Annotated in this window: 17 protein-coding genes; 8 read left to right on the top strand and 9 right to left on the bottom strand. The window is 46.7% G+C overall.

All coding sequences use genetic code 11. The features are described from left to right. A partial coding sequence (locus B2Z67_RS03850; RefSeq protein WP_291528501.1) for a sensor histidine kinase occupies nt 1-2031 on the top strand: 2031 nt, incomplete at its 5' end. 21 nt (nt 2032-2052) lie between these two features. After that, nucleotides 2053-2799, top strand: a complete 747-nt coding sequence (locus tag B2Z67_RS03855; RefSeq protein WP_291528502.1) for a LytR/AlgR family response regulator transcription factor — start codon at nt 2053-2055, stop codon at nt 2797-2799. Nucleotides 2800-3183: 384 nt separating this feature from the next. Here B2Z67_RS03855 and B2Z67_RS03860 read toward each other — a convergent pair whose 3' ends face one another. Beyond that, nucleotides 3184-3306: a hypothetical protein gene (locus tag B2Z67_RS03860; RefSeq protein ID WP_291528503.1), complete on the bottom strand. Its 123-nt coding sequence runs from the start codon at nt 3304-3306 to the stop codon at nt 3184-3186. A gap of 218 nt (nt 3307-3524) precedes the next feature. Between B2Z67_RS03860 and B2Z67_RS03865 the strand changes: the two genes are divergently transcribed. From B2Z67_RS03865 to B2Z67_RS03885, 5 genes are all read left to right on the top strand, one after another. Then, a complete protein-coding gene (locus tag B2Z67_RS03865) occupies nt 3525-4313 on the top strand; it encodes a porin family protein (protein WP_291528504.1) in 789 nt (262 codons plus the stop codon). Between the two features lie 317 nt (nt 4314-4630). Further along, nucleotides 4631-5251, top strand: coding sequence for a YiiX/YebB-like N1pC/P60 family cysteine hydrolase (locus tag B2Z67_RS03870; RefSeq protein ID WP_291528505.1), 621 nt, complete (start codon nt 4631-4633; stop codon nt 5249-5251). A 13-nt stretch (nt 5252-5264) separates the two neighbouring features. After that, the gene (locus B2Z67_RS03875) at nt 5265-7289 is read left to right on the top strand and encodes a TonB-dependent receptor plug domain-containing protein (protein ID WP_291528506.1); all 2025 of its coding nucleotides are present in this window, start codon (nt 5265-5267) and stop codon (nt 7287-7289) included. 5 nt (nt 7290-7294) lie between these two features. Then, nucleotides 7295-8188: a DUF4249 family protein gene (locus B2Z67_RS03880; RefSeq protein WP_291528507.1), complete on the top strand. Its 894-nt coding sequence runs from the start codon at nt 7295-7297 to the stop codon at nt 8186-8188. Nucleotides 8189-8419: 231 nt separating this feature from the next. Beyond that, nucleotides 8420-9631, top strand: coding sequence for an alpha/beta hydrolase family protein (locus B2Z67_RS03885; RefSeq protein ID WP_291528508.1), 1212 nt, complete (start codon nt 8420-8422; stop codon nt 9629-9631). Here the strand turns inward: B2Z67_RS03885 and B2Z67_RS03890 are convergent. Together B2Z67_RS03890 and B2Z67_RS03895 are read right to left on the bottom strand one after the other, a co-directional pair. Then, on the bottom strand, nt 9594-10886 hold the full coding sequence (locus B2Z67_RS03890; RefSeq protein ID WP_291528509.1) for a type II toxin-antitoxin system HipA family toxin: 1293 nt from the start codon (nt 10884-10886) through the stop codon (nt 9594-9596). The genes B2Z67_RS03885 and B2Z67_RS03890 overlap by 38 nt on opposite strands. Nucleotides 10887-10889: 3 nt before the next feature. Continuing rightward, a complete protein-coding gene (locus tag B2Z67_RS03895) occupies nt 10890-11210 on the bottom strand; it encodes a helix-turn-helix domain-containing protein (protein WP_291528510.1) in 321 nt (106 codons plus the stop codon). 889 nt (nt 11211-12099) lie between these two features. Between B2Z67_RS03895 and B2Z67_RS03900 the strand changes: the two genes are divergently transcribed. Continuing rightward, nucleotides 12100-15465, top strand: a complete 3366-nt coding sequence (locus B2Z67_RS03900; RefSeq protein ID WP_291528511.1) for a glycosyl hydrolase family 28-related protein — start codon at nt 12100-12102, stop codon at nt 15463-15465. A 202-nt stretch (nt 15466-15667) separates the two neighbouring features. Here the strand turns inward: B2Z67_RS03900 and B2Z67_RS03905 are convergent, their stop codons facing one another. The 6 genes from B2Z67_RS03905 to B2Z67_RS03930 all read right to left on the bottom strand — a co-directional run bounded on the left by B2Z67_RS03905 (nt 15668) and on the right by B2Z67_RS03930 (nt 22072). Next, the gene (locus B2Z67_RS03905; RefSeq protein WP_291528512.1) at nt 15668-16456 is read right to left on the bottom strand and encodes a nucleotidyl transferase AbiEii/AbiGii toxin family protein; all 789 of its coding nucleotides are present in this window, start codon (nt 16454-16456) and stop codon (nt 15668-15670) included. Then, entirely contained in the window at nt 16453-17070 is a 618-nt protein-coding gene (locus tag B2Z67_RS03910; RefSeq protein ID WP_291528513.1) for a type IV toxin-antitoxin system AbiEi family antitoxin domain-containing protein, read from the bottom strand. The genes B2Z67_RS03905 and B2Z67_RS03910 overlap by 4 nt, the downstream gene beginning before the upstream one ends. A 269-nt stretch (nt 17071-17339) precedes the next feature. Continuing rightward, entirely contained in the window at nt 17340-18284 is a 945-nt protein-coding gene (locus B2Z67_RS03915; RefSeq protein WP_291528514.1) for a DNA/RNA non-specific endonuclease, read from the bottom strand. Then, nucleotides 18277-19617 carry a DUF4357 domain-containing protein gene (locus tag B2Z67_RS03920; protein WP_291528515.1) on the bottom strand — a complete coding sequence of 447 codons (1341 nt, stop codon included), beginning with the start codon at nt 19615-19617 and terminating at the stop codon, nt 18277-18279. The genes B2Z67_RS03915 and B2Z67_RS03920 overlap by 8 nt, the downstream gene beginning before the upstream one ends. A gap of 1 nt (nt 19618) precedes the next feature. Next, on the bottom strand, nt 19619-20380 hold the full coding sequence (locus B2Z67_RS03925) for a hypothetical protein (protein WP_291528516.1): 762 nt from the start codon (nt 20378-20380) through the stop codon (nt 19619-19621). 54 nt (nt 20381-20434) lie between these two features. Beyond that, on the bottom strand, nt 20435-22072 hold the full coding sequence (locus B2Z67_RS03930) for a hypothetical protein (protein WP_291528517.1): 1638 nt from the start codon (nt 22070-22072) through the stop codon (nt 20435-20437). Nucleotide 22073: the final 1 nt, after the last annotated feature.

The following is a 22073-nucleotide window of genomic DNA, read 5'->3' on the forward strand; positions in this document are numbered from 1 at the left end:
ATCATCGACAACGAAAACAACCTCTGGGTAGTCACCTATCAGGGATTGTTCAACCTGTTTGAGCGGAACTTCCTCACCTACAAGCTGCCCGAAGCAACCGACGCAGTGCGAACCGTCTTCCGTCATCCGGAGAAGGATGCCGTGATTGCCGGCACGCTGCAAGGCAAGATTTTTGAGATAGACAGTAAAGGAGGCAGCCGCGAAGTCCCTTACCCGCCCAATCCGTATGGAACTGCCTTCTTCTTCGACCATAGCGCCGTGACGGATGGCGTCATGTACCTTCCCGGCCCGGGCGACATACTCAAGATTGGCAAACGTGAAAAGCGCTGGATGAACCTCCCATGGATGAATACCCCCTGCTTTGTGATAGCTCTGCACAACGGCAATCTGCTGGAAGGATGCCAAAGCGGCCTGATTGAATTTACGCCACAGGGGAATGTCGTGAAGAACTTCGCAGCGGATGCCATGCGCCAGGCAGTGGTAGCCAAACCTTGCTTCGATGCCAGGGGACGGTTATGGTTTGGCGGAATCCATGGGATAAGCATCTACGACTATGACGCTCAATGCATTGTGGACACCATCTTCAACGACTCCGTGCAACGAGTGCGCCACATGGGCAACGACGCCGACAGGAACGTGTGGTTCTCCTCCGAAAACCGGCTGTTTGTTTCCTCGGGCGATACCGTCCGGTTGGAAAGGACATTCCCTCAAGGGATTAATGGCATCTACTTCACCCGTGCAGACAACCGGATGATAGTCTTGACCCAGAGCGGATTCTATCTCTTCGACAAGAACAGGCAGGAATCCATATTCTACAACCACGAGAACGGTTACATGGGAGAAGAATCCACCTCTGGAGCCATTGCCGAAGACGCCGCGGGTAATATTTACCTCCCGTCGCTTGCAGGACTTGTCCGCTTTAATCCCCGCAAGATGGCTGCTACGGCCCATAAACCCGAGTTGCAGCTAATCTCCGTTTCGTCTTCCATCGACAATATCCACTGGAAATCTATCGCGGATTCCATCTCAACACTGAATTACAGAGATAAAAACATCCGGTTCGGTTATATCGGACTTTCTTATTCGCAGGCGCAGAACGTCCGCTACCATTACCGGCTGCTTGGTTTCCAGAACGAATGGAGCCAACCGTCCGCCGACCGTGAAGTAACCTTCAACAACCTTCGCCCCGGCAGTTACACCTTCGAGATTTATGCCGATGCCGGAACGAACGAACTGCGTGGCGAAACCCGCTCGTTTTCGTTCTCCATCCTGCCTGCTTTCTGGCAGACCACCTGGTTTCTTGTAGCCTGCATCGTCTTCTTGATAATGGCAAGCGCCGGAGTGGCGCTCTACATCCAGCGGCGGAAGAACAAGATTCTTCTGGAGAGACTCCGTGCCGAGAAAGAACTCAACGAACTTCGCATCAGCAGCATCCGCCTGAAAGCCATTCCGCATTTCAATGCCAATGTACTGGCTGCCATCGAATATTATATCACCAACCGTACAAGGGAAGAAGCGATGCACGTACTGGGCATTTACTCCGACTTCACCTACATGACGCTGAACGAGGTGGACAAAGCCGCCCGTCCTCTGGACGAAGAGCTGGCTTACGTGAAGATGTATCTCGACCTGGAGAAGGTACGCTTCCTGGACAAGTTCGACTTCGCGATAGAGGTAGAAGAAGACGTGGACAAGTCCGTGAAGTTGCCCAACATGATACTGCATACCTACTGTGAGAACGCCGTGAAGCATGGGCTGATGCCTTTGAAGTCGGACGGGCGACTTACGATACATGTTTCGCAGCACGAACAAACGGTCTGCGTAAGTGTGGAAGACAATGGAGTGGGGCGCACCTACGCCGCCCGGCACCCGCAGTTGCATAGCACGAAGCAGGGGCTTTCGATACTCAACCGGCAGATAGAAATCTACAATCGCTTCAACCAATGGAAAATCAGTCAGCAGATTGAAGACCTCGCCAGCGGTACGCGGTTCACAGTTGAGATACCCCTGGCATATACATACATCAATTAACTGATTCAAAACTTAAACGCCATGGCCCGTGTCATCATAGTCGAAGACGAATATTATCCCCGGCAAACGCTGCGGGAGAAATTGGAATGCAACTTTCCCGATATGGAAATCCTGACTGAATGTGAGAATGCGGAGGACGCTCTGATTAGTATCCTGCGGCTGCGTCCAGACTTGCTGTTTCTCGACATACAGATGCCCAACAAGAACGGTCTTTGGCTGGCAGACGAGCTGCTGCTGATGCAGGGAGAAACCTTTACGCCGCCGGACATTGTTTTCACCACCGGCTATGCCTATCCGGAGTATCTGCTGAAGGCTTTTGAGCTGGCAGCCATTGATTATCTGGTGAAGCCCGTCAGTGCGGAGAGTCTCAGGAAAGCCGTTGCCCGCTACCACGAACGCGCAGGCGCCTCCACCGGACTGCAACGCCTGACGGAGGCTCTGCATGAAGAAAAGCTACTGAAATTCAAAAGCTACAACGGGCTGTTCCTGCTTCGTCCCGAAGACATTGCCTACGTGGAGGCCGACCGCGACTACGCCTGCATGTTCCTTGCCAACGGATCCAAAGAGGATGTCTTTGAACGCTTGGGCGAGATAGAAAAGAAGCTACCTGCGGATACGTTTCTCCGTACCGGGAAAAGCGTAATCGTAAACCGTAAGTACATCCGGAAAATAACAAATACTACTCTTCAACTCGCTACTCCTTCCACAAGCTATCTGGTGGAGATTTCGCGGAGTGCAATCAAACAACTGAAGGATACTCTTATTTAGGTACGGAGGTACGGAGTTTTTTCTTTATTGAATACAGAGATACGGAGTTTTTTCTTTTGTTGAACACAGAGGTACAGAGGCACAGAGTTTTCTCTCTGCGACGTAGTCGCCCTCTCTGTGTACTCAGGTTCAGGTTCTCTTCTTAAAAGAAAGAAAAACTCTGTGTCTCTGTACCTCTGTGTTTAAACATAAACTCTCAGTGTTCAGTTCATGAAGTACTTCATCCTGCCTGATGTATGAACGGAACATAGATGACTATATACCTTAGGATACAATCATACCCACTGATTGTAGGAATCATACCCACTGATTGTGGCAATCATACCCAATGATTCCTACCACACTATAAGACTGCTCTATGATGAGGTTTATAGCGTTTGCCAATCAAAGGTATCTCTTACCTTGTACCCCAATACTAATTTCGTGGATAAAAACCCCCACTTCGTGGACACCGGATACCACTTCGTAGATGGCCGTCTTCTTTGTATTATCCAACAGAAATTTCATCTGTATATTTGCTAAGAGTTAAATCACATAAGCAAATGTTTATAATTAGTTTATACCTTGATAGTATCCGTCATGCTGAGCGTAGCCGAAGCATCTCCTCTTCTGAAATACAAAGGGGGAGGAGATGCTTCGGCTGCGCCCAGCATGACGGATACTACAAGATAATTGAACCGAGAATACTACAAAATAATTGTGTAACCCTTTAAAAATAAAAAGTAATGAAAAAGATGATTATCGCGATGTTTATCGCAACAGTAGCAGCCACCTCAGCCGTTTCTACGGCAAGTGCACAACAACAAATCAAGTACGGCGTCCGTGCAGGTTTCAACAATTCCACCTACCGGATTGGCATAAAGGACGCCAGTTTCAGCGTCAACCCCGGCAGCAAGGCAGGCATCTACCTGGGCGGACAAGCCATCATCCCCATCCAGGGCGTCTGGAGTTTCCAGCCCGAACTTGTCTATAGCATGGGTGGACTGAAAATCAGCGGCAAAGGCGAACAGCTCGAATTGCTCGAAATGGGACTGGACGGCGCCACCGGAACACTCTCCATCTCGAGCACCATGCACCACCTCAACATCCCCTTGCTGGTAAGAATGCAAGCGTCGGACAAACTGAGCCTCATGGCAGGTCCGTACATCGCTTACCGGATGGCGCTCGGAGTGGACTATAACGACGGGATGGAGAACTTCATGAAAGAAGGTGCGATGGATGAAGAATTGATGCTCGAAGAGATCGCCAACGCTAAAAAATCCCTGAAGACCACGCTGGACGAAAACCTCAGCAAGCTCGACATCGGCTTCACGATCGGCGCCGAATATGCGTTCGACAACGGATTGTTTGTCGACATGCGCTACAACTTCGGACTGATTAACCACCTGAAGAGTGATTATAAGATTGTGATGGATGGAGAAACTGTGGAAGAAGGCAGCTGGAAAAAGGATATGGGCGTGGAACCCAAGATGAAACGTTCATCATTCCAGATAGGAGTTGGTTATCGGTTCTAAGTGCTTTTTCCTGCATACAATTATTTTTTAGACGCGGATGACGCGGATAACGCGGATTTCTTTTTCTCTTTCGGTTCTCTTCTGGACAGGCTAACATAGCTCAGCATTTAAAATCCGTGTTATCCGCGTCATCCGCGTCTAAAAAATTGCTTGTACTGCGCAGCAACCTGATTGAAGCTTCCGAGCGTTATCTCTCATTTGTAATATAAACTATTTATTAAATGCGCAAGATACCCCTACACCTCCTCCCCACCGTCCTGTTCGAAATCCCCATAGCCAGCCTCTCCCACCGGATATCCGACCACGACCGGCAGGCAATGGCCACCGTGCTGGAAGCCGGCGATATACTGCTCACCACCGACAGGCTGTTCCCCCTCTGGCGACTGGGAGCCGCCCTGCTGGGCAGCCCGCTCTACTGCCATGCCGCCATGTACACCGACGACAACCGCATAGTAGAAGCCACCACCTTCCATCCATCCGGCCTGGGCGTAGTGTACAGATCCGTGCGAGGCTTCCTCTCCGGGCGAAGAAGCGTTTGCATCATCCGCCCCACCTACCGCTCGGAAGCCGACCACCGCACTGTACTCGCATGGCTCGACCGCCAGGTAGGAAAACCCTACGACTACGGCTTCAACAGCCGAAGCGAACAGGCAATGTATTGCAGCAAACTCGTTGCCATAGCCCTGCAACAGACAGGAATGCCGGTAACACCGCAACGCATCCTGGGAAGGCGGGACATCTACCTGCCCGACGCATTCCTGCGCATATCCGACTCGCGAATCGTTTATTCCTCCTGCCGTACCGTGTGGAAATCCCTGCTCTACGACTTGCCATTCGTACTCTCTGTGGCGATGTTGCCCGTGTTTCCCGTAGCCGGTGTGGCGCTATGGGTTGTGCTGGCCGCTCTCGGGTTATTGCAATACATGAAACGGATATAAAACAGATTCCGCTATGAAGCATTTAGTCAGCTTGCTATTCATACTGTTCTGGGCAACCGGACTACATGCGCAGACTCCGACGGTAGAACTCGAAGAAGTGCTGGTAACGCCCGATAATCCCAATGCCAACGTAACCTCGCCCAAGATGAGCATCATGAAAATCAATGCACATACCCTCCGGCAAATGCCGGCGTTGATGGGAGAAGTAGACCTGCTGAAAGCCATCCAACTGATGCCCGGCGTGCAGAGCACCTCGGAAGGTTCTACGGGATTCAACGTGCGCGGCGGCCACTACGACCAGAACCTGATTCTGCTTGACGAAGCCACCATATACAACGCCTCCCACCTGATGGGTTTCTTCTCCGTATTCAACCCCGACGTGGTGCACAACGCCCAACTCTACAAAGGAGACCTGCCGGCCGCGTATGGCGGCAGACTCTCGTCACTGCTCGACGTACGCACCAGGGACGGCAACAACCAGCGTTTCGGCGGCGCCGGCGGAATCGGCCTTATATCGAGCCGATTGATGTTCGAGGGGCCGGTAGTGAAAGACCGTTCCTCCTTCCTCATTGCCGGGCGGCGCACCTACTTCGACCTCTTCACTCCGCTGGTGAGCGAAATGCGCGACAACGATGCACGGGCCTATTTCTACGACCTGAACGCCAAGCTGACCTGGCGCATAGACCACCGCAACCGCCTTTCTGCCTCCCTCTACAATGGAAAAGACAGCTACGGCATGAACTTAGCCGCGATGGAATTTGGCAACACCACCTTCAGCTTGCGCTGGAATCATATATTCTCGTCGCGCCTCTACGCCAATGTCACGGCAACGGGAGTAGGATACAGCTACCGGATGGTGAACCAGGCATACGACCGGCTTTCCGAACGCTATGCGTCCGAATTGCGGGAGTACGGCATTAAGGCTGATTTCTCTTGGCAAATCCATCCGGATAATGAATTGCAGTTCGGCTACCGGCTGGCGCACCATGCCGTGGAGCCGGGCAGTGTGGTTGGCATCGGCAGGAATACCGCCTTGAGAAATATCCACCTGAAAGAGAGCAACGCCGTGGAGCAATCGCTCTATGTATCGGACGAGGTTAGGGCAGGCCGGCGATTCATCCTCAGGTATGGGCTGCGGGCTACTGCTTTCCGCAACCCGGACAACGGCGGAATATCCCGGTATGCACTCGACCCGCGCATGGGGCTGACTTTGATACTCGATGAACGTCAATCCCTCAGAATGAGCTATACAGGCACATCGCAGTTTGTGCAGATGCTTTCCAATTCATCGTCAGGGTCGCCGCTCGATGTCTGGTTTCACGCTTCGCGGAATGTGAAGCCGCAACTTGGGCATCAGTTTGCAGCAGGCTACTACCGCAATTTCAAACAGGACACTTACGAGTTCTCCATCGAGGGCTATTACAAGCTGCTGCGCAATGCAATCGACTTTCGCGACCATGCAGAGCTACTACTCAACGAACACTTTGAAGAGGAACTCCGCTTCGGCAAAGGATATGTCTGCGGACTTGAAGTGACGCTGGCCAAGAGACAGGGACGGCTGACCGGTTGGCTCAGCTATACCTACACGCGCAGCATGAAGAAAATCAATACCGTGAACAACGGGGAATGGTATCAGGCTTCGACAGACAAGCCGGTGAACCTGACAACTGTGCTGAATTATAAACTGTCGCCCCGGTGGGAGGTTGCCGCCAATTGGATTCTTGCGAGCGGTATGCCGGTTACCTACCCTACGGGGCGCTACAAGATAGAGAATAGATACGTGCCCATCTATTCCGGACGCAACGAGTACCGGTATCCTGCTTATCATCGCCTTGATTTGTCCGCCACGTGGCATCTCGCCAGGTCGGGCAAGCGCTGGAAGCATAGTCTGAACTTCGCGGTCTATAACGCCTACGGACGCAGGAATCCGTGGATGGTCTACTTTAAACAGGAAGCGGGTAACCCGGATGTGCTGCGTGGGGAGATGATGTACCTGTTTACTTACGTACCTTCGATTACATGGAATTTTTCATTTTAGCAATGATGAAACGAAAGAGAAACCAAATAACTGCATCAGGAATCGTAGCCTGTACCTGTCTGCTGGCAGCGTGCACTGCGCAGATTGAGATTGAGACGGTGGATGCCGTGGAGCACTTGGTGATTTACGGAACGGTTACTAATGAACTGAAACGGCAACGGATTGATATTACCCGGTCGGCGCCGTATTTCTCGGACACTGCCCCCGGTGGTGTTTCCGGTGCTGAGGTGAGGGTTACTGCGTCGACGGGAGAGGTGTACCTGTTCTCTGAGGAGTTGCAGTCGCCCGGGGTCTACCTCTCTGATGCAGCTTTTGCCGGATTCTCCGGAGAATCCTATCAGCTCGATGTGGCAGTGGACTGGAACAATGATGGGACACCGGATTGTTTCACTGCTTCGGAGCGAATGCCCCTTCCTCTGCTGGGCGAGAGGATTGACTTGAAATGGAGCAGGATGAAGGATTACGTCGACGTACTGGCATGGTGCGAACTGCCCCGGGAACAGGAAAACTACATCTGCCTGAAAGTACGAATCAACAACCGTATGGTGACCGACAGCCTCGACCAATATACGTTCTTTGACGAATCATACATCAATAGCAAGACATTGGAAGGGGTGGAAATCTATTCGCTCAGCCAGAAAGACGAGAATCTGACGCTTGCAGCCGGCGATGAGCTGACGTTGATAGCTCTTTCATTAACAAAAGAGTTCTACGATTTCTCGCTCAACGGGAAAAAGGAAGTCCGTCCGTCACCGCCCATTATGGTTGGCCCTCCTGCCAATATGCCAACTAATCTTATGCGGACGGCAGGCGCTGTAGTCCCGTTAGCCGGTTATTTCTCTGCCTGTGCTACGGATAGTGTTTCTGTCTCTGTGACGGAAGAATTTATAAATAAATGATAATTTAACGGTGATTTAAACACAGAGACACAGGGGCACAGAGTTTTTTCTTTGTGTGTTATAAATGAGAATTTATATTTGAACACAGAGACACAGAGTTTCTTCTCTTTGCGACGTAGTCGCCCTCTCTGTGTACTCTTATCCTGGTTCTTTTCTCAAAAGAAAGAAAAAACTCTGTGCCTTTGCGTCTCTGTGTTCAAGCATAAATCATCATATAAACAACATATCACCATGAAAAGAATCCTCCAAACAATCCTCCTGCTGGCATCCATTGCCGGCACAACCTCGTGTGACAAAGAGAATGAACCTCCCCACATCCCGAGCGGCCGTTACCTGGTGGGCACCACCGCTTCGGAAGTCGTCGACAAGAATCAAATGGCCGACAGAGGCTCTTACGACTTCGACCGCTCGTTGCTCGACTTGTTGCCCTCCCTGCCTGTGCGGGTGGACAGGATTGAGTATCGGACAACCGACCCGTTCGGCCGTTCGGTTATCGCCTCGGGCATTGTAAGCTACCCGATACTGCTACCGGTACGGGGGACGGTAGTCGCCCAGCATTTCAATACCAGCGCCAACAGGGATGTCCCGTCTGTCATCATGGGCGGCATCGAGTCACTGCTTTCCTATGCGGGATACGTCGTCATCTCGGTAGATTATCTCGGTTTCGGTTCGTCGGTAGACATGGTGCATCCGTACCACCACGTGGAGAGCACCGGACAAAGTACCGTGGATATGGTGCTCGCCGTGCAGGAATACTTTACCGCCCTTGGTCGTACCCCACCAAACGATGTGACGGTGATTGGCTATTCGCAAGGTGGTGCGGCTGCGCTGGCATTCCAGAAGGTTTCCGAGGAGAAATACGCTGAAGAAATCCGCATCAGGCAAGTATTTGCAGGTGCGGGAGCGTACGACCTGGTAGCCACTTACGAGGCATTGCAACAACATCCTACTGCTCCGTTCCCGCTGATGATTCCAACGCTCTACCTCGGGCTGGACTATGCCGAGAATCTCCAACTCGATTTCTCGCACATCTTCAAAGGAAAGCTGTTGGAGCATTACGAGGAGTGGATTCTCGCCAAAACCCTGAACAACGGCGAACTTAACTCCGAACTCGGCACAGACTTTTGGGCGTTTATGAACGAAGATGTATTCAACCCGCAACATCCGCAAACAGCCCGGTTCATCCAAGCGCTGGAGAAGAATTCGCTGCTCAACTGGATGCCACAGGCTCCACTGGCGCTGGTACAGAGCGAGGATGACGAGTACCTGCCGTTTGTCAACGCCCGGAATGCGTACGATGCATTCAAGGCTCAAGGCTGCGATGTACGCCTCATCCGGTTTGAGGGCACGGGACATGTCGAAACAGGAGTGAGCTACTTTATGTTTGTGCTTGGGGAGTTGGGGCTTATAGATTCGCAGGGCAATTATAGTTCCGCAGAGTAATGCGGAATCGTTCATCAAGTACGCCACTAAACACATTCATCTCCCGTTTAGAGATTCCCAATTGTGTCGCCAAACTCTTCCATTCTTTCACAGCGTCAACGACTTCGGAAATAATCTTTTCTGCTATTTCCTTCTTAAGCATATAATCCTCACATGCGGCGAGCAGAATCCCCAAGTCCGCTTTGTTGGAAGATGAAGAAATAAGCAAACTTTGGTACTCATTCAGCGAAGGGTTCATATCGTATGCAGGTGACATGGTACAGCCTTTAGCCGTCAGAAGGAAGCCATGATTTCGGAAATGATCATCGCTGTTACCGATGCAGATATTAAAGGCCGCACGACGAAACAGTTCCTGCAAGTTCGCTTCTACGTCTGTACAACTCTGAATGATGAAGTCAACAATATCCGGATAACCATGTCCGGTAGTGGCATTGTTTCCATCGTTAAGCCCTAATAATGTCATTGTTGAAGCAAAATGAATTCGCTTACCTTCTTTGGTTCTGTCAAAACGTCTGGAAAGCAACGTGTGATATCTTTCTCCTACAGATAGGGTTTTAGTTTCGGCTGCATTTATCTTTGCTTTCGCAGCAAGCAGATGGCTGAAATGTTCCCAAAGGCCTGCATCGTAATCATCCTTCCGTGATGGGAATTTTGCAATATATAATGTTTTATCCGTATCTATTACACTGGCTTTTGGTCTTGCCCCACCCAATGAGGAACCCGGTTGCACGAGCTGCGCAATCCATTTCTTATCGGGAAGGATATTTTCCTCTTCACTTTTTTCTATTTCCTCACTGGCAACTATCAATTCTCGAATACCTGTCAAAGGGGGAATCTTCAAAGACTCGCTTACATTTATAAAGTCTCCGGCCGCATCTTCCTTGAAACGAAAACCGCCCATTCGAGAAAAATCATCAATGCCGGTCAGAAAGTCGAAAGAAGACAACCGTCGTACAGGTCTTTTATCTTCCACTGCCGAAATTTGTTCCCGGCGAAGCAACAGGGTTCGCCCCCAACGGTCGGGTAAAGCATCGGAAAAACAACCGAATATGTCTTTTCCGGGCTGCGTGTATTGCCGATCCGGATAATTGTTCAAATCATCACTCAAAAACAAATCACTATGTTTCTTCAGCCAATCGTTATTAAAAATAAAACAATAACTGTCCGACCCACGAAGCGATTCGTAGCCAAGCTCACCTATCAGCACCGTCTCTTTAAGCCAATCAAAGTCGGCATATACATATAATTTTTTCATCGGCTATTCTTTTTTAGAGGCGCGTTCTCTTGTCTTCAGATTCAAATCCTGTAAGGCTTTTCCCAGTTTGTCTTCTTTGGCAAGCCACAGAATATCATCATCAAGCTGTAAAGCATACAGAACACGTAAATAGATGCCTATAGCTACGGTAGGTGCACCTTTTTCTATACGGGCCACAGTCAGCGGCGAACAGGTTGCCCGTTCTGCCACCTGAGCTACACTTAAATTCCTTCGTAGACGAGCCAGTTTGATTTGCTCCCCTACCATCTGCATCTTCTGTTCCAATTTTCGGATTAACTTGGTACCCATTGTATTCTTTGTCATATCCAATATATCATATAATATGCAAATATATCACTTTTTATTTATTTAATGATAGGTTGAAGAGAAAATATCCGATTATGCAAAGCTGTGCATGTAGCAAATATACGTTCCACAAAAGACTTCCTGGGCTGTATAATTCATACAACCGGAACTTGCTGTGAAGAAGTTATTCTCTTCCATAAGTATGTTGTTGAAAAGTGACAAAAAAGCATACAAATATAGTACCTCTATTACTGTTCATAAATCACTCGTATACTGAACCCTATTCAGTATACGAGTGAACCCTATTCAGTCGTATACTGAATGGCGTTCAGTCGTATAGTGATTTCACCCCTTCTCAGAACATATTCTGGGTGGGATGAAAGGCTCTTGAATGGCGTTTTTAGCAAATATTGGGTGGGTAAATTATTTTAATAAATAGGTTGGTATTCCGGGGGGAGGAACAGTCGTATACTGAAGGTACTTCAGTTGTATACTGACCCTATCTCAGTCGTATACTTAAGGTACCTCAGTCCGGGAGTGAAATAGGAAAGGGTGTTCTAAGGGAGTGTATTTATGTTCTTTTATGAATGAATAGTTAGGCACGAATTACACGCGTTGATAAGGTCAGGGCGGATTTCGTTAAACCCCAATCTGTGTAATCCTGCGCAACATGCGGATGAAAAATAGCTTTTTAAATGCCGGGCGAGTAGTTTTTTTAGTTTTTATCCCCGATTTTAAGTATAGGCACTAAAATTATCCTGTTTTTAATTACTAATTAATCATGAAATTAACCGCCCCCTTGCATCTTTGTACCATTATTCTTTGATTTATAGGAGAACTATAGCCTATTTATCATCGAACCATAAATTAATTTATTGGAAAACCATAATCTAATAATTCATATCGCATGAAGAAATTACTACCTTTTTGTATGTTGATTTTATCCGCCTCACTTCTACAGGCGCAATCCGGCGACAAGCCCGGGAATTGGAAATTGATTGCCTCGGATGATTACCCTACGGAAGACGTAGGAGTGTCAACCTACACCGTCACCACCGACTTTAGCGCCGACCCCACCGGCGTGGACGATTCTCGGAACGCCTTTCAGACAGCATTGAATAAACTGGGAGAGAACCGCCGCGGCGGCGTACTCTTCGTCCCGGCAGGACGCTACCGCATCTCCGGTAAACTCTTCATTCCCACCGGAGTAACCCTGCGCGGCGAATGGAAGCGCCCGGTGAAAGGAAGCCCGGTCGCAGGAACCATACTGATGGTAGATACGAAAGGAGGCTCTGAAATAGAAGCAGATGCATTTATCACAATGGAACCCTCCACCGCCTTGACCCACCTCAGCATCTGGTACCCGCACCAGAACCCTGACAACATTACCCCTTATCCGCCCACAGTGCTCTACGGACGCGATGGCGTATGGGGAAACGAGTATTGCAACGTGCGCCACGTCACGCTGGTGAATTCCTATAGCGGCATCGTCCTGTCGAGAACCAATGGAGGAGGTTGTCCCAATATATATGATGTGTACGGCACACCGCTGTCCCGCGGCATCGAGATTGACAATATAGCCGACGTCGGCCGCTTCGAGCGAATACACTTCTCGCCCCACTATTGGGCAGACTCCGGTCTGGAAGGCTCGCCCGGGGCAGGAAGCGCCTACGCCGACTGGATATACCGCAACGGAACAGGTATTGTGATGCGCCGCAACGACTGGTCGTACACCTGTTATGTAGATATCGACGGCTATAACAAGGGCTTCCGCACCGGTGCTTCCCTGGCGGGAGACGCCACGCCAAACGGACATAACTACGGATTCACCCTGCGCAACTGCGAGACGGGCATCTACCTCGACGGCACCTCTTCGGCAGGCATCATGTTCACCCGCGCCCGCATTGAAGATTGCAGGAACGGAGTGGTAGTAACCTCCGCCAGCACCGGACCCGTACAACTCTACGGATGTGAAATATCAGCCTCGGATGAAGCCATACTGATGGAACAGGGCGTTTCCGCCAAACTGATGATGCAGCAATGTACCGTCAGCCAAGGCGCAGTGAATAGTCTGGGAGGCGATTTCGTGGCTTCTGATACCGACTTTAATAACGCTGCCCCGCAGATATATATCGGCTCCGACGCCCGCACGATACTGACCGGCAATCGTTTCGCGAAGACGGCGGATATCAGAAATCAATCCCTGTTTGAATGCCGTATCGACCATGCCCCTGTCGATACGAAGCCTCTGCCGGACTTCCCGGAAATGAAAGTACCGGAGACAAAGCCCGCACGCCTTACCTTATATAATGTACTCGATTTCGGCGCCGAACCTTTTGTCGTCACATTCAACTCCGGCACGAGCGGCACATGGCTTCAGACCAATATCCGTTCGGGACTGGCATCGGGCAAAGATAACACCAGTGCCATTCAGAATGCACTGGACAGGGCAGCCGCCGACGGTGGAGGCATCGTCTACCTGCCGGGCGGACGCTACAAAGTATTGGGTAACCTGACCGTCCCTACAGGTGTAGAGTTGCGTGGAGCCTCCGACCTCGGCAGTGTTCCGCGTGGACAAGGCAGCATCCTCGAAGTCTATGCCGGGCGCGGGCAGGAGCAGGGACAGCCTTTCCTTAAGCTTTCGGCAGGCAGCGGCTTGCGCGGTTTATCGTTCGACTATCCTGAACAGGTGGCTTCTGCCTTGCCCACAGTGACCCGGTATCCTTATTGCATTCAGGTGACGGGGAAAGACGCATATATCGTGAACGTAGGATTGCGAGCTGTATATAATGGTGTGGATCTCTTTACATATAAATGCGATAATCACTATGTGGACTATCTGGCGGGACATGTTTTTATGAATGCCATCCGCATTGGCGGAGGTTCTCAGGGCGGACGTGTTTGCAACATGCAGTTCAATACCATCGTCTACGGCTGCGGTTGGGAGACTAAGTTCGGCGCATGGCCCAATAGTATGGCGGCCGACCAGGACAAGATTTACCGGCAGAACCAGGCGGAACTACGTTTCATGACCGTGGGAGATTGTCGTGACCAGATTCTGTACAATGACTTCCATTATGGAAGTTTCGAAGGCATCGTCTTCCTTGCCGATGAGGGAAAGGCAGCATCCGGCCGTTCGTTGGGACTGGGTGTGGATGGTTCCTGGAATGGTGTTGTCTATGAAGCTTTGGCTCCGGCAGGTTTCGATATGATAAACTCCCAGATAGTGGCGCTTGAAGGAAACAGTTCTGTTTATTCGGAGACTCGTTTTGTGAGTGCCAAGTCCGGTTTCACGGGCGAAGCGACTCTATTCGGTGCTGATTTTTGGGGAAGCGCCAAGCATGGTGTAGTTGTTGAAGGCGGGAAGCTGAATCTGAATCTGGCTAATTTCAGCACATCGGGGCAGGCATCTTTCATGAATTTGCCGAAGTCTGCCGGTAGTGTGGTGCTTCATAATGCAGTGGTCAATACGAGGAACAATGCTGTTTTCGTCAGTGGCGGGCACGAAAAGCAGGCGGCGGTGACATCTGCCGTGACTGATGTGGCGGCTACGGTGGCGGGTAAGTTGAATGTATGGAAGAATAATCTGTCGATGACTCCCGTTTTCACGGCAACGGATGTGTTGCTGTCTCGCACGGAGTGGGTTATTACTGCCGGTACGAATAACTCTAATGCTCCCAGGGCTATTGACAGCAATGTGTCTACGCGCTGGGATACGAGTGGTTCGCAGCAGTCCGGGCAGTGGGTGATGGTGGATATGCGGTCGGTGCATAGGTTGAACCGTATTATTCTGGATACGTCAGGGAGTCCAGACGATGGTCCCGCAGGCTATGAGGTGTATTTGAATACCGGTGAGGGTGGCGATTGGAAGCTTGTAGCGTCTGGAAAGAATGCGGGGGCGGTACTGATTATTTCTTTCCCCGCGGAAGATGCCTCGAAATTCAGGATAGTGCAGACGGGGAGCAAGGGTAATTACTGGTCGATTCATGAGCTTTATGCGGCTTGTGTGGATGAGGTAGAGACGGGGATTTCATCGGGAGCTACTCCCTCTACCGGAGAATTATTCTACTACAACGGGCAGTTATCGTGGCGCGGATTGAACAAGAATGAAACTACACGAATCGAGATTATTGACCTGTCAGGACGGCGGGTATTGTCGCAGCAAACAAATGATAATTATCTGAGATTGCCCGGTATGCAGAATGGCGTTTATATTGTGATAGTTACTAATGGTACAGATGTGCTGCGGAGGAAGGTGTTCGTAGGGAGATGAGGTGCTGTGGTGAATTACAGAGGCTTTCTTTGAACACAGAGATACAGAGTTTTTCTTTCTTTTAAAAAGAGAGATAAAGAGAGGATGACAGAGAGGGCAATTACATCACAAAGAAAGATAAAACTCTGTATCTCTGTGCCTCTGTGTTCAAGAAAAAGAAACTCCGTGCGCTTCATTCCTGAAGCATACATTTCGCATTGAATTATTCTGTTAGTGAATCTATAAATTCCCCAAACCTCAAAATCTTCTCACTATTGGCTTTATTGAAAAGCAAGTGTTCAAAATCCTTTTGTTTCTTCTTCAAATCAACAGTTTTCAATAGTTCTACTGTTGCTTGTTTGAACTCCTGCAAGTTATGTACTCCGCAGCGTTCTGAAAGAAAATTGTAATCGGGTTTGGACTGTGCCAACAAAAACATCAAGTCGTAAAAGTCACGACCTTTAGCACGGGCTAACATGGCTGCTATTTTCATGCTACATAACACCCCATCGGAAGGAACAGGGAATGGGAAAAAGAATCCGCAGCCCTTGATATTTGTGATGACCGAAGGATAAACGATTCCCTGGTCTTGGCTTTCAACCTTTATCAAGAAACGTTCTTCCTTGTGTCCACTCAGTCCCAAATCAAACAACAATTCCGGGAAATGGATATTACGCCGGAAAGCCGTCAATCTCGGATTATCTTTATCCTTCGCCTCTACCCGTAATCCTGAACGTTCCAAAAACTGGATTACTCCGTTTGTCATTTCAATAAACTCGTCTTTCGACAGGTCTTTACAGTCGAAATCCAAGTCTTCGGAGAATCGGTCTATCCCTTTTACCAAACGAAGGTTTGTTCCACCTATAAAAGCCATCTTCTGGATGTTTGGAGTAGAAGAAAGGTAATCCAAAATCATCAACTGCAAATACTCTTTCACGATGTGCTTATCGAAGCTCGAATTACCACGGATTTGAGTTGGAAAATAATTCCTTATCTGTTCAATCTGTATCATAAATCGTAAGTCTTAAGAAGTAGTTTTACCCGATGGTCAAGCGCCTTGTTTTGAAATTTGGTGCAGTAATCCATTAGTAAATCCTTGTTCAAATCATCGTGCAGGTAATCTTCATCCAAACGCAGTTCTTCCAGTTCCTGTTCGTTATCATAGAACGGATAAAGATACAGTAAATCGAGCAATGCCTTTTCGGGTGTGGCAAACTGTATAGTGCGGTTGCCTGCCATTGGCTTCAGTTCGTACCCGAACATCAGGTTTACTTTGACATTCTTATATGAGTATTCGCCAAAGTCATTGGCGAATGAGGCTGTTTTTAGTGATGTCACACTGGTAATCTGTACCACTGCTTCCGGTATCATTCCGTAGAATGACAATGCTGTGTGCAGACTGATATAGGACGGACGGTAAATTCGGTTGGCAAAATAAAGAGAATAATCCGGCTTGTTCTTATACTCCGAAAATGCAAAATAGCCCTGCCTTAACCGGATAAGATACCCTTTCTTAATCCAACGGGTAAGGTTATTCCGGTCAAAGTCGGGTTGCCATGCATATACCTGATAGATATTAAAGCATGACAAATCGAATAGCTGTTCTTTAAATTCCAGAAAGGTCATTTCTTTGTTTTGTTTCTATTATGCTGCAAATATAGTGCATTTTGGAAATAAAACAAAATACAGGGGTTAATTAGGGCTATTATTGTTCTGTCGACAAGACAAGACGAGAATAGGCCGTTTCTGTTTTGTTGGTAAGGCAGAGATGACTTTGTTTCAGAGTTAGCATTGTTCGTCACAATGATCTTGGATACAACGCCAAACTCCTTGAAGTATTGGTTGATAGAATAAATATAATCACTTCACTCCGTTTTTTTAGTTTCATGTAGCAATTACCAGCCGTTTATATTGTTTTGCGTTTCAACAACAACTTCAATGTCATCAGGCAAATTATAAAAGAAATCAATATCGGTTTTACTCTCAATATTATCTACAGAACAGGCATAATAGCTCATAGGGTGATCTCTCCCTTCGTTTGGATATATAAAACCTATTGCCTTGGGCGTTTCTTTCATACAGAGAACAACTTTATAAAATGCATCCGGTACCCATATTTCTTTGGAACCTCCAATTGTTGATTTTTTTTCATTGTAATACATGGGGCCACAAGCTATATAGATATCTCCATATTCTTTTGCCCACTTACGGCACTTCTCTTCCAACTCTTTCCAATCGCCCCCATTGAGCTTTCTGTTTTGAGGACATATATTTGTAAGAAGGTATGTTTGTTCCATAGCCTGTTTTGACCACTTATTATCTCCAGCTGGACACATATGACCATGGTCGAGACCATTGGGGTTTTGCCCCCAATCCACAAGTTCTTGACGAGGTTTGGAGGCTTCCGTGTCTTCGAAATATCGTGTTCCTTTCCTGGACCAAGGACCATCAGTATGTTCCTTGGTAAGATGCCATGCTACCCAATTGGCACACTTAGTCGTGTTGTTATATGATAGTGAATACCCAAGGCGGCTAAGAATTTGCTCCGGCATTGCATTTATAATTCTTGGGGTCTCGAGCTTAGGAACACCATGTTCTACTGCTATTTTTGCGTTTGGTTGTCCTTTTGGCATTTCATTCAAGTCTAGTTCCTTCTTAGGAGATGGATTCTGATCAGTTATCTCCTTTGAGTGTTCGATATTTGCTAAAGATTTATTATCATCCACAAATGTGTTTTGAAGAGATTCATCATTTACATATTCATCATCATTCGTACATTGTCCGATAGCTATGGCTAAAACAAAGATACTAATCAAAATCAAGATAATCCTCTTATACATAATCCTGATATATTTCAATTAATAATTTCCCATTTTTACTCTGCCACTCATGCCAACCATCAGCAGTGCGCCCCATGATATAACAAGCTGCAGTTTGGGGAGAATCGAATGCATAATTTTCTTTTAATCTGGTTTCTTCCCCTCTCTGAGAACAATACTTTTTTATAAAGTTCCGGCGCCCGAATTCCAGTGCTGTAAAACGGAATTCCTTTGAAACTTCTTCTGACAGGTGTGCACCAGCAAGAACCGTCAGTGTCTTAGAATTGGGGTCATAATATGCCTCAGCTTCATATTTTCTATCTCCTACATCGTTTATTAAGAAAAAATGAGGATTAGACAACTTATCTTCTGTATTTGAAAGGTTATCATCCGAAATACTCCTATGTGAAATTCTAACGGTAAAGTGATCCGGGTATATGTCATTTAAATGATTACCTTCATTATCTACCCAAGAAGCATAATAGGAGATTTTCCCCATAAGGATGGATGCCGCTGCCGTCGCCGTTCTACATTTAAAATCATTGTCAACCAGATAGTATTTCCCCATATCAGTACAAGACTTCTCAACTAAATGCTTGCGGGTATCCCATGAAGTAGATGCTGCATATTTTTCACTGACTGCTTTTGAGAACATACTGCCCTTCATAATATAAAAATGATTGGTCTCCTCATCGTAGTAGCCACAAGCTTTACAGATATGGGGGTTTTCCAGTTTGAAAATGTGCTGTTCTCCTTTCTTATGTGTATTTGCTTTTTTAGCCTCAAGATCTCGAATATTGGGAAGCCTGAAATACTCATAGCTCTCGGCAAGAGACTTACCAGACAAACTTTTCCATTCCGTAAAATCTACTTTCTTGCCTAATGCATAACTGGCAGCAATGGAAGCTGTTTTACAGGATAAATCTTGTTTTAAAGTGCTCTTTTCATACAGAGCATGCTGCTTGGCAATGTCTGAGTGAAGTTCCTGTAGCTGATCCGAATAGATAGTTCTATTAACAATGCTGTGCGCAAGGAGAACAAACAGGTTACGCTGTTCGTCATAGTAGCCAGATGCAAAAACAGTCTTGCCTTTTTCTCTTGATTTGATATAGAATAGCAATTTCCCTTCTTCTTTCTTCTGTTCTGAGTATTGTTTTAGAACATGTAACTCATATTTCATGAGTTGCACCCCATCAAATGGTAGTTTTGCTTTGTCATACGAGTCATGTGGAGCATTAAAGATGGATTGGCGAAGATTCGCATAAGACTCCTCCTCATCTGTAAAGAGGAACATTTTGGTTGGCTTACCAAGAATCTTCTCTATATCAGATAGATCTATGTGTTGATTATCCATATTAATTCTGCTCGGCTGACAGTTCATCAAGTTTAGCTTTGATATTGTCAATGTTACCTAAGACTGGAACGATATTGATAAGGAATCTTTGGTTCTTCTCTTCAATTAGATTCCATTGTCTAATGTAATCACTATATACAGGATGTTTCTCTTTCAGCTCTTTCTCATTTGGCACCTCTCGTGGTACGCCTGCCTCTCCACTTCCAGATATCAACAGTTCGCATCTTGGTATAGATGTAAAGTCTATATTGTTCTGCTTCCAGAATTCATTGAGGTACTGAGCACGAAGAAAAGACAACGTATAGTTGTTCTTCCATGCATCTTGGTTGAACGGAACCTTTGATGATTGTCCTTCAACGATGACTAAGAATTTTATATTACTATCCTTAGTTTCTGGAATAGTCCGGTTCAATTCCTGAATCTTCTGCTGCACTAACTGTCCAGCTTCGACAATCTGTTTCCTTATGGTATCAGCAGCAGGTTTATTGCCTATATCAAGTTTCAACTTAGTATTGATATCATACTGTTGGGTCTGATACTCAACATTTATTTGAAACATGTGTTTCAGATAAATGTTGTTATATCCGAAATATTTAGTATTGTCAATGGAACCTACAGTTGAATAGATGGAGATAATACTCTGATAATCCTTCAACAAGATTTCAAGTTGGTTGTTTTTATCTGTTAATTCGCCTTCTTTGATTTTGAATCGGCTGAAGGATACTGCGAACAATACCAACATTATGGCAAACAGTGTTGTCATAATATCTACATAGCTTGGCCAAAATGAACTATTATTTCTTCCGTCCATATATTATTATTTACGAAATAGACCTCCCAGTACACCAGTAGGTTTCTCATCATCCTTTTGTTTTAATCCTGTTTTTATTTCAGACAATTCAAGCTTAATCGGATCTACTACAGATGTTTTGATTTTGTCCGTAGTCATTATAGCGTCTGATAACTCTGTAATTTTTTGGTCAATATTTTTTAGATCAACAAGTTTATTGTTTATATCTTCCAGTTTACTGAGGTTGACGAATTCAGACCTTACATCTTCAATAGATAGGCGTTCTTCAATGACTCTCATGAATGCAGCATGGCGAATTTCAAGTTCTGTTGTCTGAAGCTTTATCATTTCTTCAAAGCCTTCTATATGCCCCTCTATAGCTCTCTTATATCGCTCGTTGAGTTCCATAATAGTTTTGGTCTGCACCTTAAACAAATGTTCCAGTTTATCATCAGCCTCTTCCAGATAATTATCTGCGATCTTCTGTTTCTTTCCAATTGCAGAAATTTGTTCCTGAAGTTTGTTGACCACATCATTCCCCAGAATTTCTCTCTTTGAAAGCTGACCACCAAGGAGATTTATGCTGGTTTCAAACTCTTTAACACGATCAAGAATCTGGTTAATGCGAACCGCTAGCTCATGAGGAATCTTCAGCGAATCAGCATAAGCATTCTGTAGATTGATAGATTCCTGGGCAGCTGCCAGCATCATCCGGCGAGCCTCCTCAAACTTATTTAAAGATTGTGTAATAGAAATGAATTGATGCGCAGCTTCTATATACTTGTCCATGCCAGTAGCAAGTTGATCACTTTTCATCGTCTGGATAAGTTCTTTCTGGTATTGGATGTTCTCATTTATCTTATCCATATTCTTACCCATAGCCTCTACAGCACCGGCAACAGCAACAACATTCTTCTCAAAGTTCTTACCGAAGGCTAATGTACACTTATCAAAAGTAGTTTGAAAACGATTAATGACGCCATCGAACGCAGGCTCAAAACGATCTACCGTTTCGTGAAGTTTCCCAATCGCGGAAACCAAACTTACATTGATGGACGGCATCAGTTCTGTTTGAACAAAATCGTAAAAATCATTTTTATCTTCTTCAATCTGTTTTCTGGAATTTCCTGCTAATGCATTATTTATGGTTGTAAGGAGAAGACCGCAAAGACTGGTAAACATAGAGACAAGTGTACCAATAAGCAGGTTTTTAATAGAATCATCACTAATATTCCCTGCATTATCAAAGCCTAATAAGAACATAAGGATACCCATGAATACTCCAACGAATGTACCCATAAGACCCAAATATGTCGGAAATGCTAAATGGGTTGTGGACTGGTCATAGCGCATATTCAACTTGCGTTCCACTTTGTTTTGAATAACCGTAAAATCTGTGGTACCCTTGGTCTTAACTACATAACGATTAATTTCCTGAATCAAACTATTAAGATCAGAATTAGATTCGCCTACCTCTAATAGTTGTAGGTACAGTTCATCTCCTATGGTTGTCATGTATTTGGAATAAGCTTCCTTCTTTTTAAAAAAGCTATTGAACAGATTCTGATATCTTCGAGTCTTTTTAAAGAAATGTAGCTGAAAGCCTACAAATCCACTTGTAACGACAACAGAAATGATAAGGGGCAACAAAAATGTAAAATCCATT

It is taken from the genome of Bacteroides sp. UBA939 (assembly GCF_002293435.1).
GTDB lineage: Bacteria > Bacteroidota > Bacteroidia > Bacteroidales > Bacteroidaceae > Bacteroides.

Bases quoted from the DNA above. Each gene is read 5' to 3' on its own strand.
- B2Z67_RS03880 (WP_291528507.1), top strand. From the start codon at position 7,295: ATGAAACGAAAGAGAAACCAAATAACTGCATCAGGAATCGTAGCCTGT.
- B2Z67_RS03900 (WP_291528511.1), top strand. From the start codon at position 12,100: ATGAAGAAATTACTACCTTTTTGTATGTTGATTTTATCCGCCTCACTT.
- B2Z67_RS03905 (WP_291528512.1), bottom strand. From the start codon at position 16,456: ATGATACAGATTGAACAGATAAGGAATTATTTTCCAACTCAAATCCGT.
- B2Z67_RS03885 (WP_291528508.1), top strand. From the start codon at position 8,420: ATGAAAAGAATCCTCCAAACAATCCTCCTGCTGGCATCCATTGCCGGC.
- B2Z67_RS03875 (WP_291528506.1), top strand. From the start codon at position 5,265: ATGAAGCATTTAGTCAGCTTGCTATTCATACTGTTCTGGGCAACCGGA.
- B2Z67_RS03920 (WP_291528515.1), bottom strand. From the start codon at position 19,617: ATGGATAATCAACACATAGATCTATCTGATATAGAGAAGATTCTTGGT.
- B2Z67_RS03855 (WP_291528502.1), top strand. From the start codon at position 2,053: ATGGCCCGTGTCATCATAGTCGAAGACGAATATTATCCCCGGCAAACG.
- B2Z67_RS03930 (WP_291528517.1), bottom strand. From the start codon at position 22,072: ATGGATTTTACATTTTTGTTGCCCCTTATCATTTCTGTTGTCGTTACA.
- B2Z67_RS03890 (WP_291528509.1), bottom strand. From the start codon at position 10,886: ATGAAAAAATTATATGTATATGCCGACTTTGATTGGCTTAAAGAGACG.
- B2Z67_RS03915 (WP_291528514.1), bottom strand. From the start codon at position 18,284: ATGTATAAGAGGATTATCTTGATTTTGATTAGTATCTTTGTTTTAGCC.
- B2Z67_RS03860 (WP_291528503.1), bottom strand. From the start codon at position 3,306: ATGAAATTTCTGTTGGATAATACAAAGAAGACGGCCATCTACGAAGTG.
- B2Z67_RS03870 (WP_291528505.1), top strand. From the start codon at position 4,631: ATGGCCACCGTGCTGGAAGCCGGCGATATACTGCTCACCACCGACAGG.
- B2Z67_RS03910 (WP_291528513.1), bottom strand. From the start codon at position 17,070: ATGACCTTTCTGGAATTTAAAGAACAGCTATTCGATTTGTCATGCTTT.
- B2Z67_RS03895 (WP_291528510.1), bottom strand. From the start codon at position 11,210: ATGACAAAGAATACAATGGGTACCAAGTTAATCCGAAAATTGGAACAG.
- B2Z67_RS03925 (WP_291528516.1), bottom strand. From the start codon at position 20,380: ATGACAACACTGTTTGCCATAATGTTGGTATTGTTCGCAGTATCCTTC.
- B2Z67_RS03865 (WP_291528504.1), top strand. From the start codon at position 3,525: ATGAAAAAGATGATTATCGCGATGTTTATCGCAACAGTAGCAGCCACC.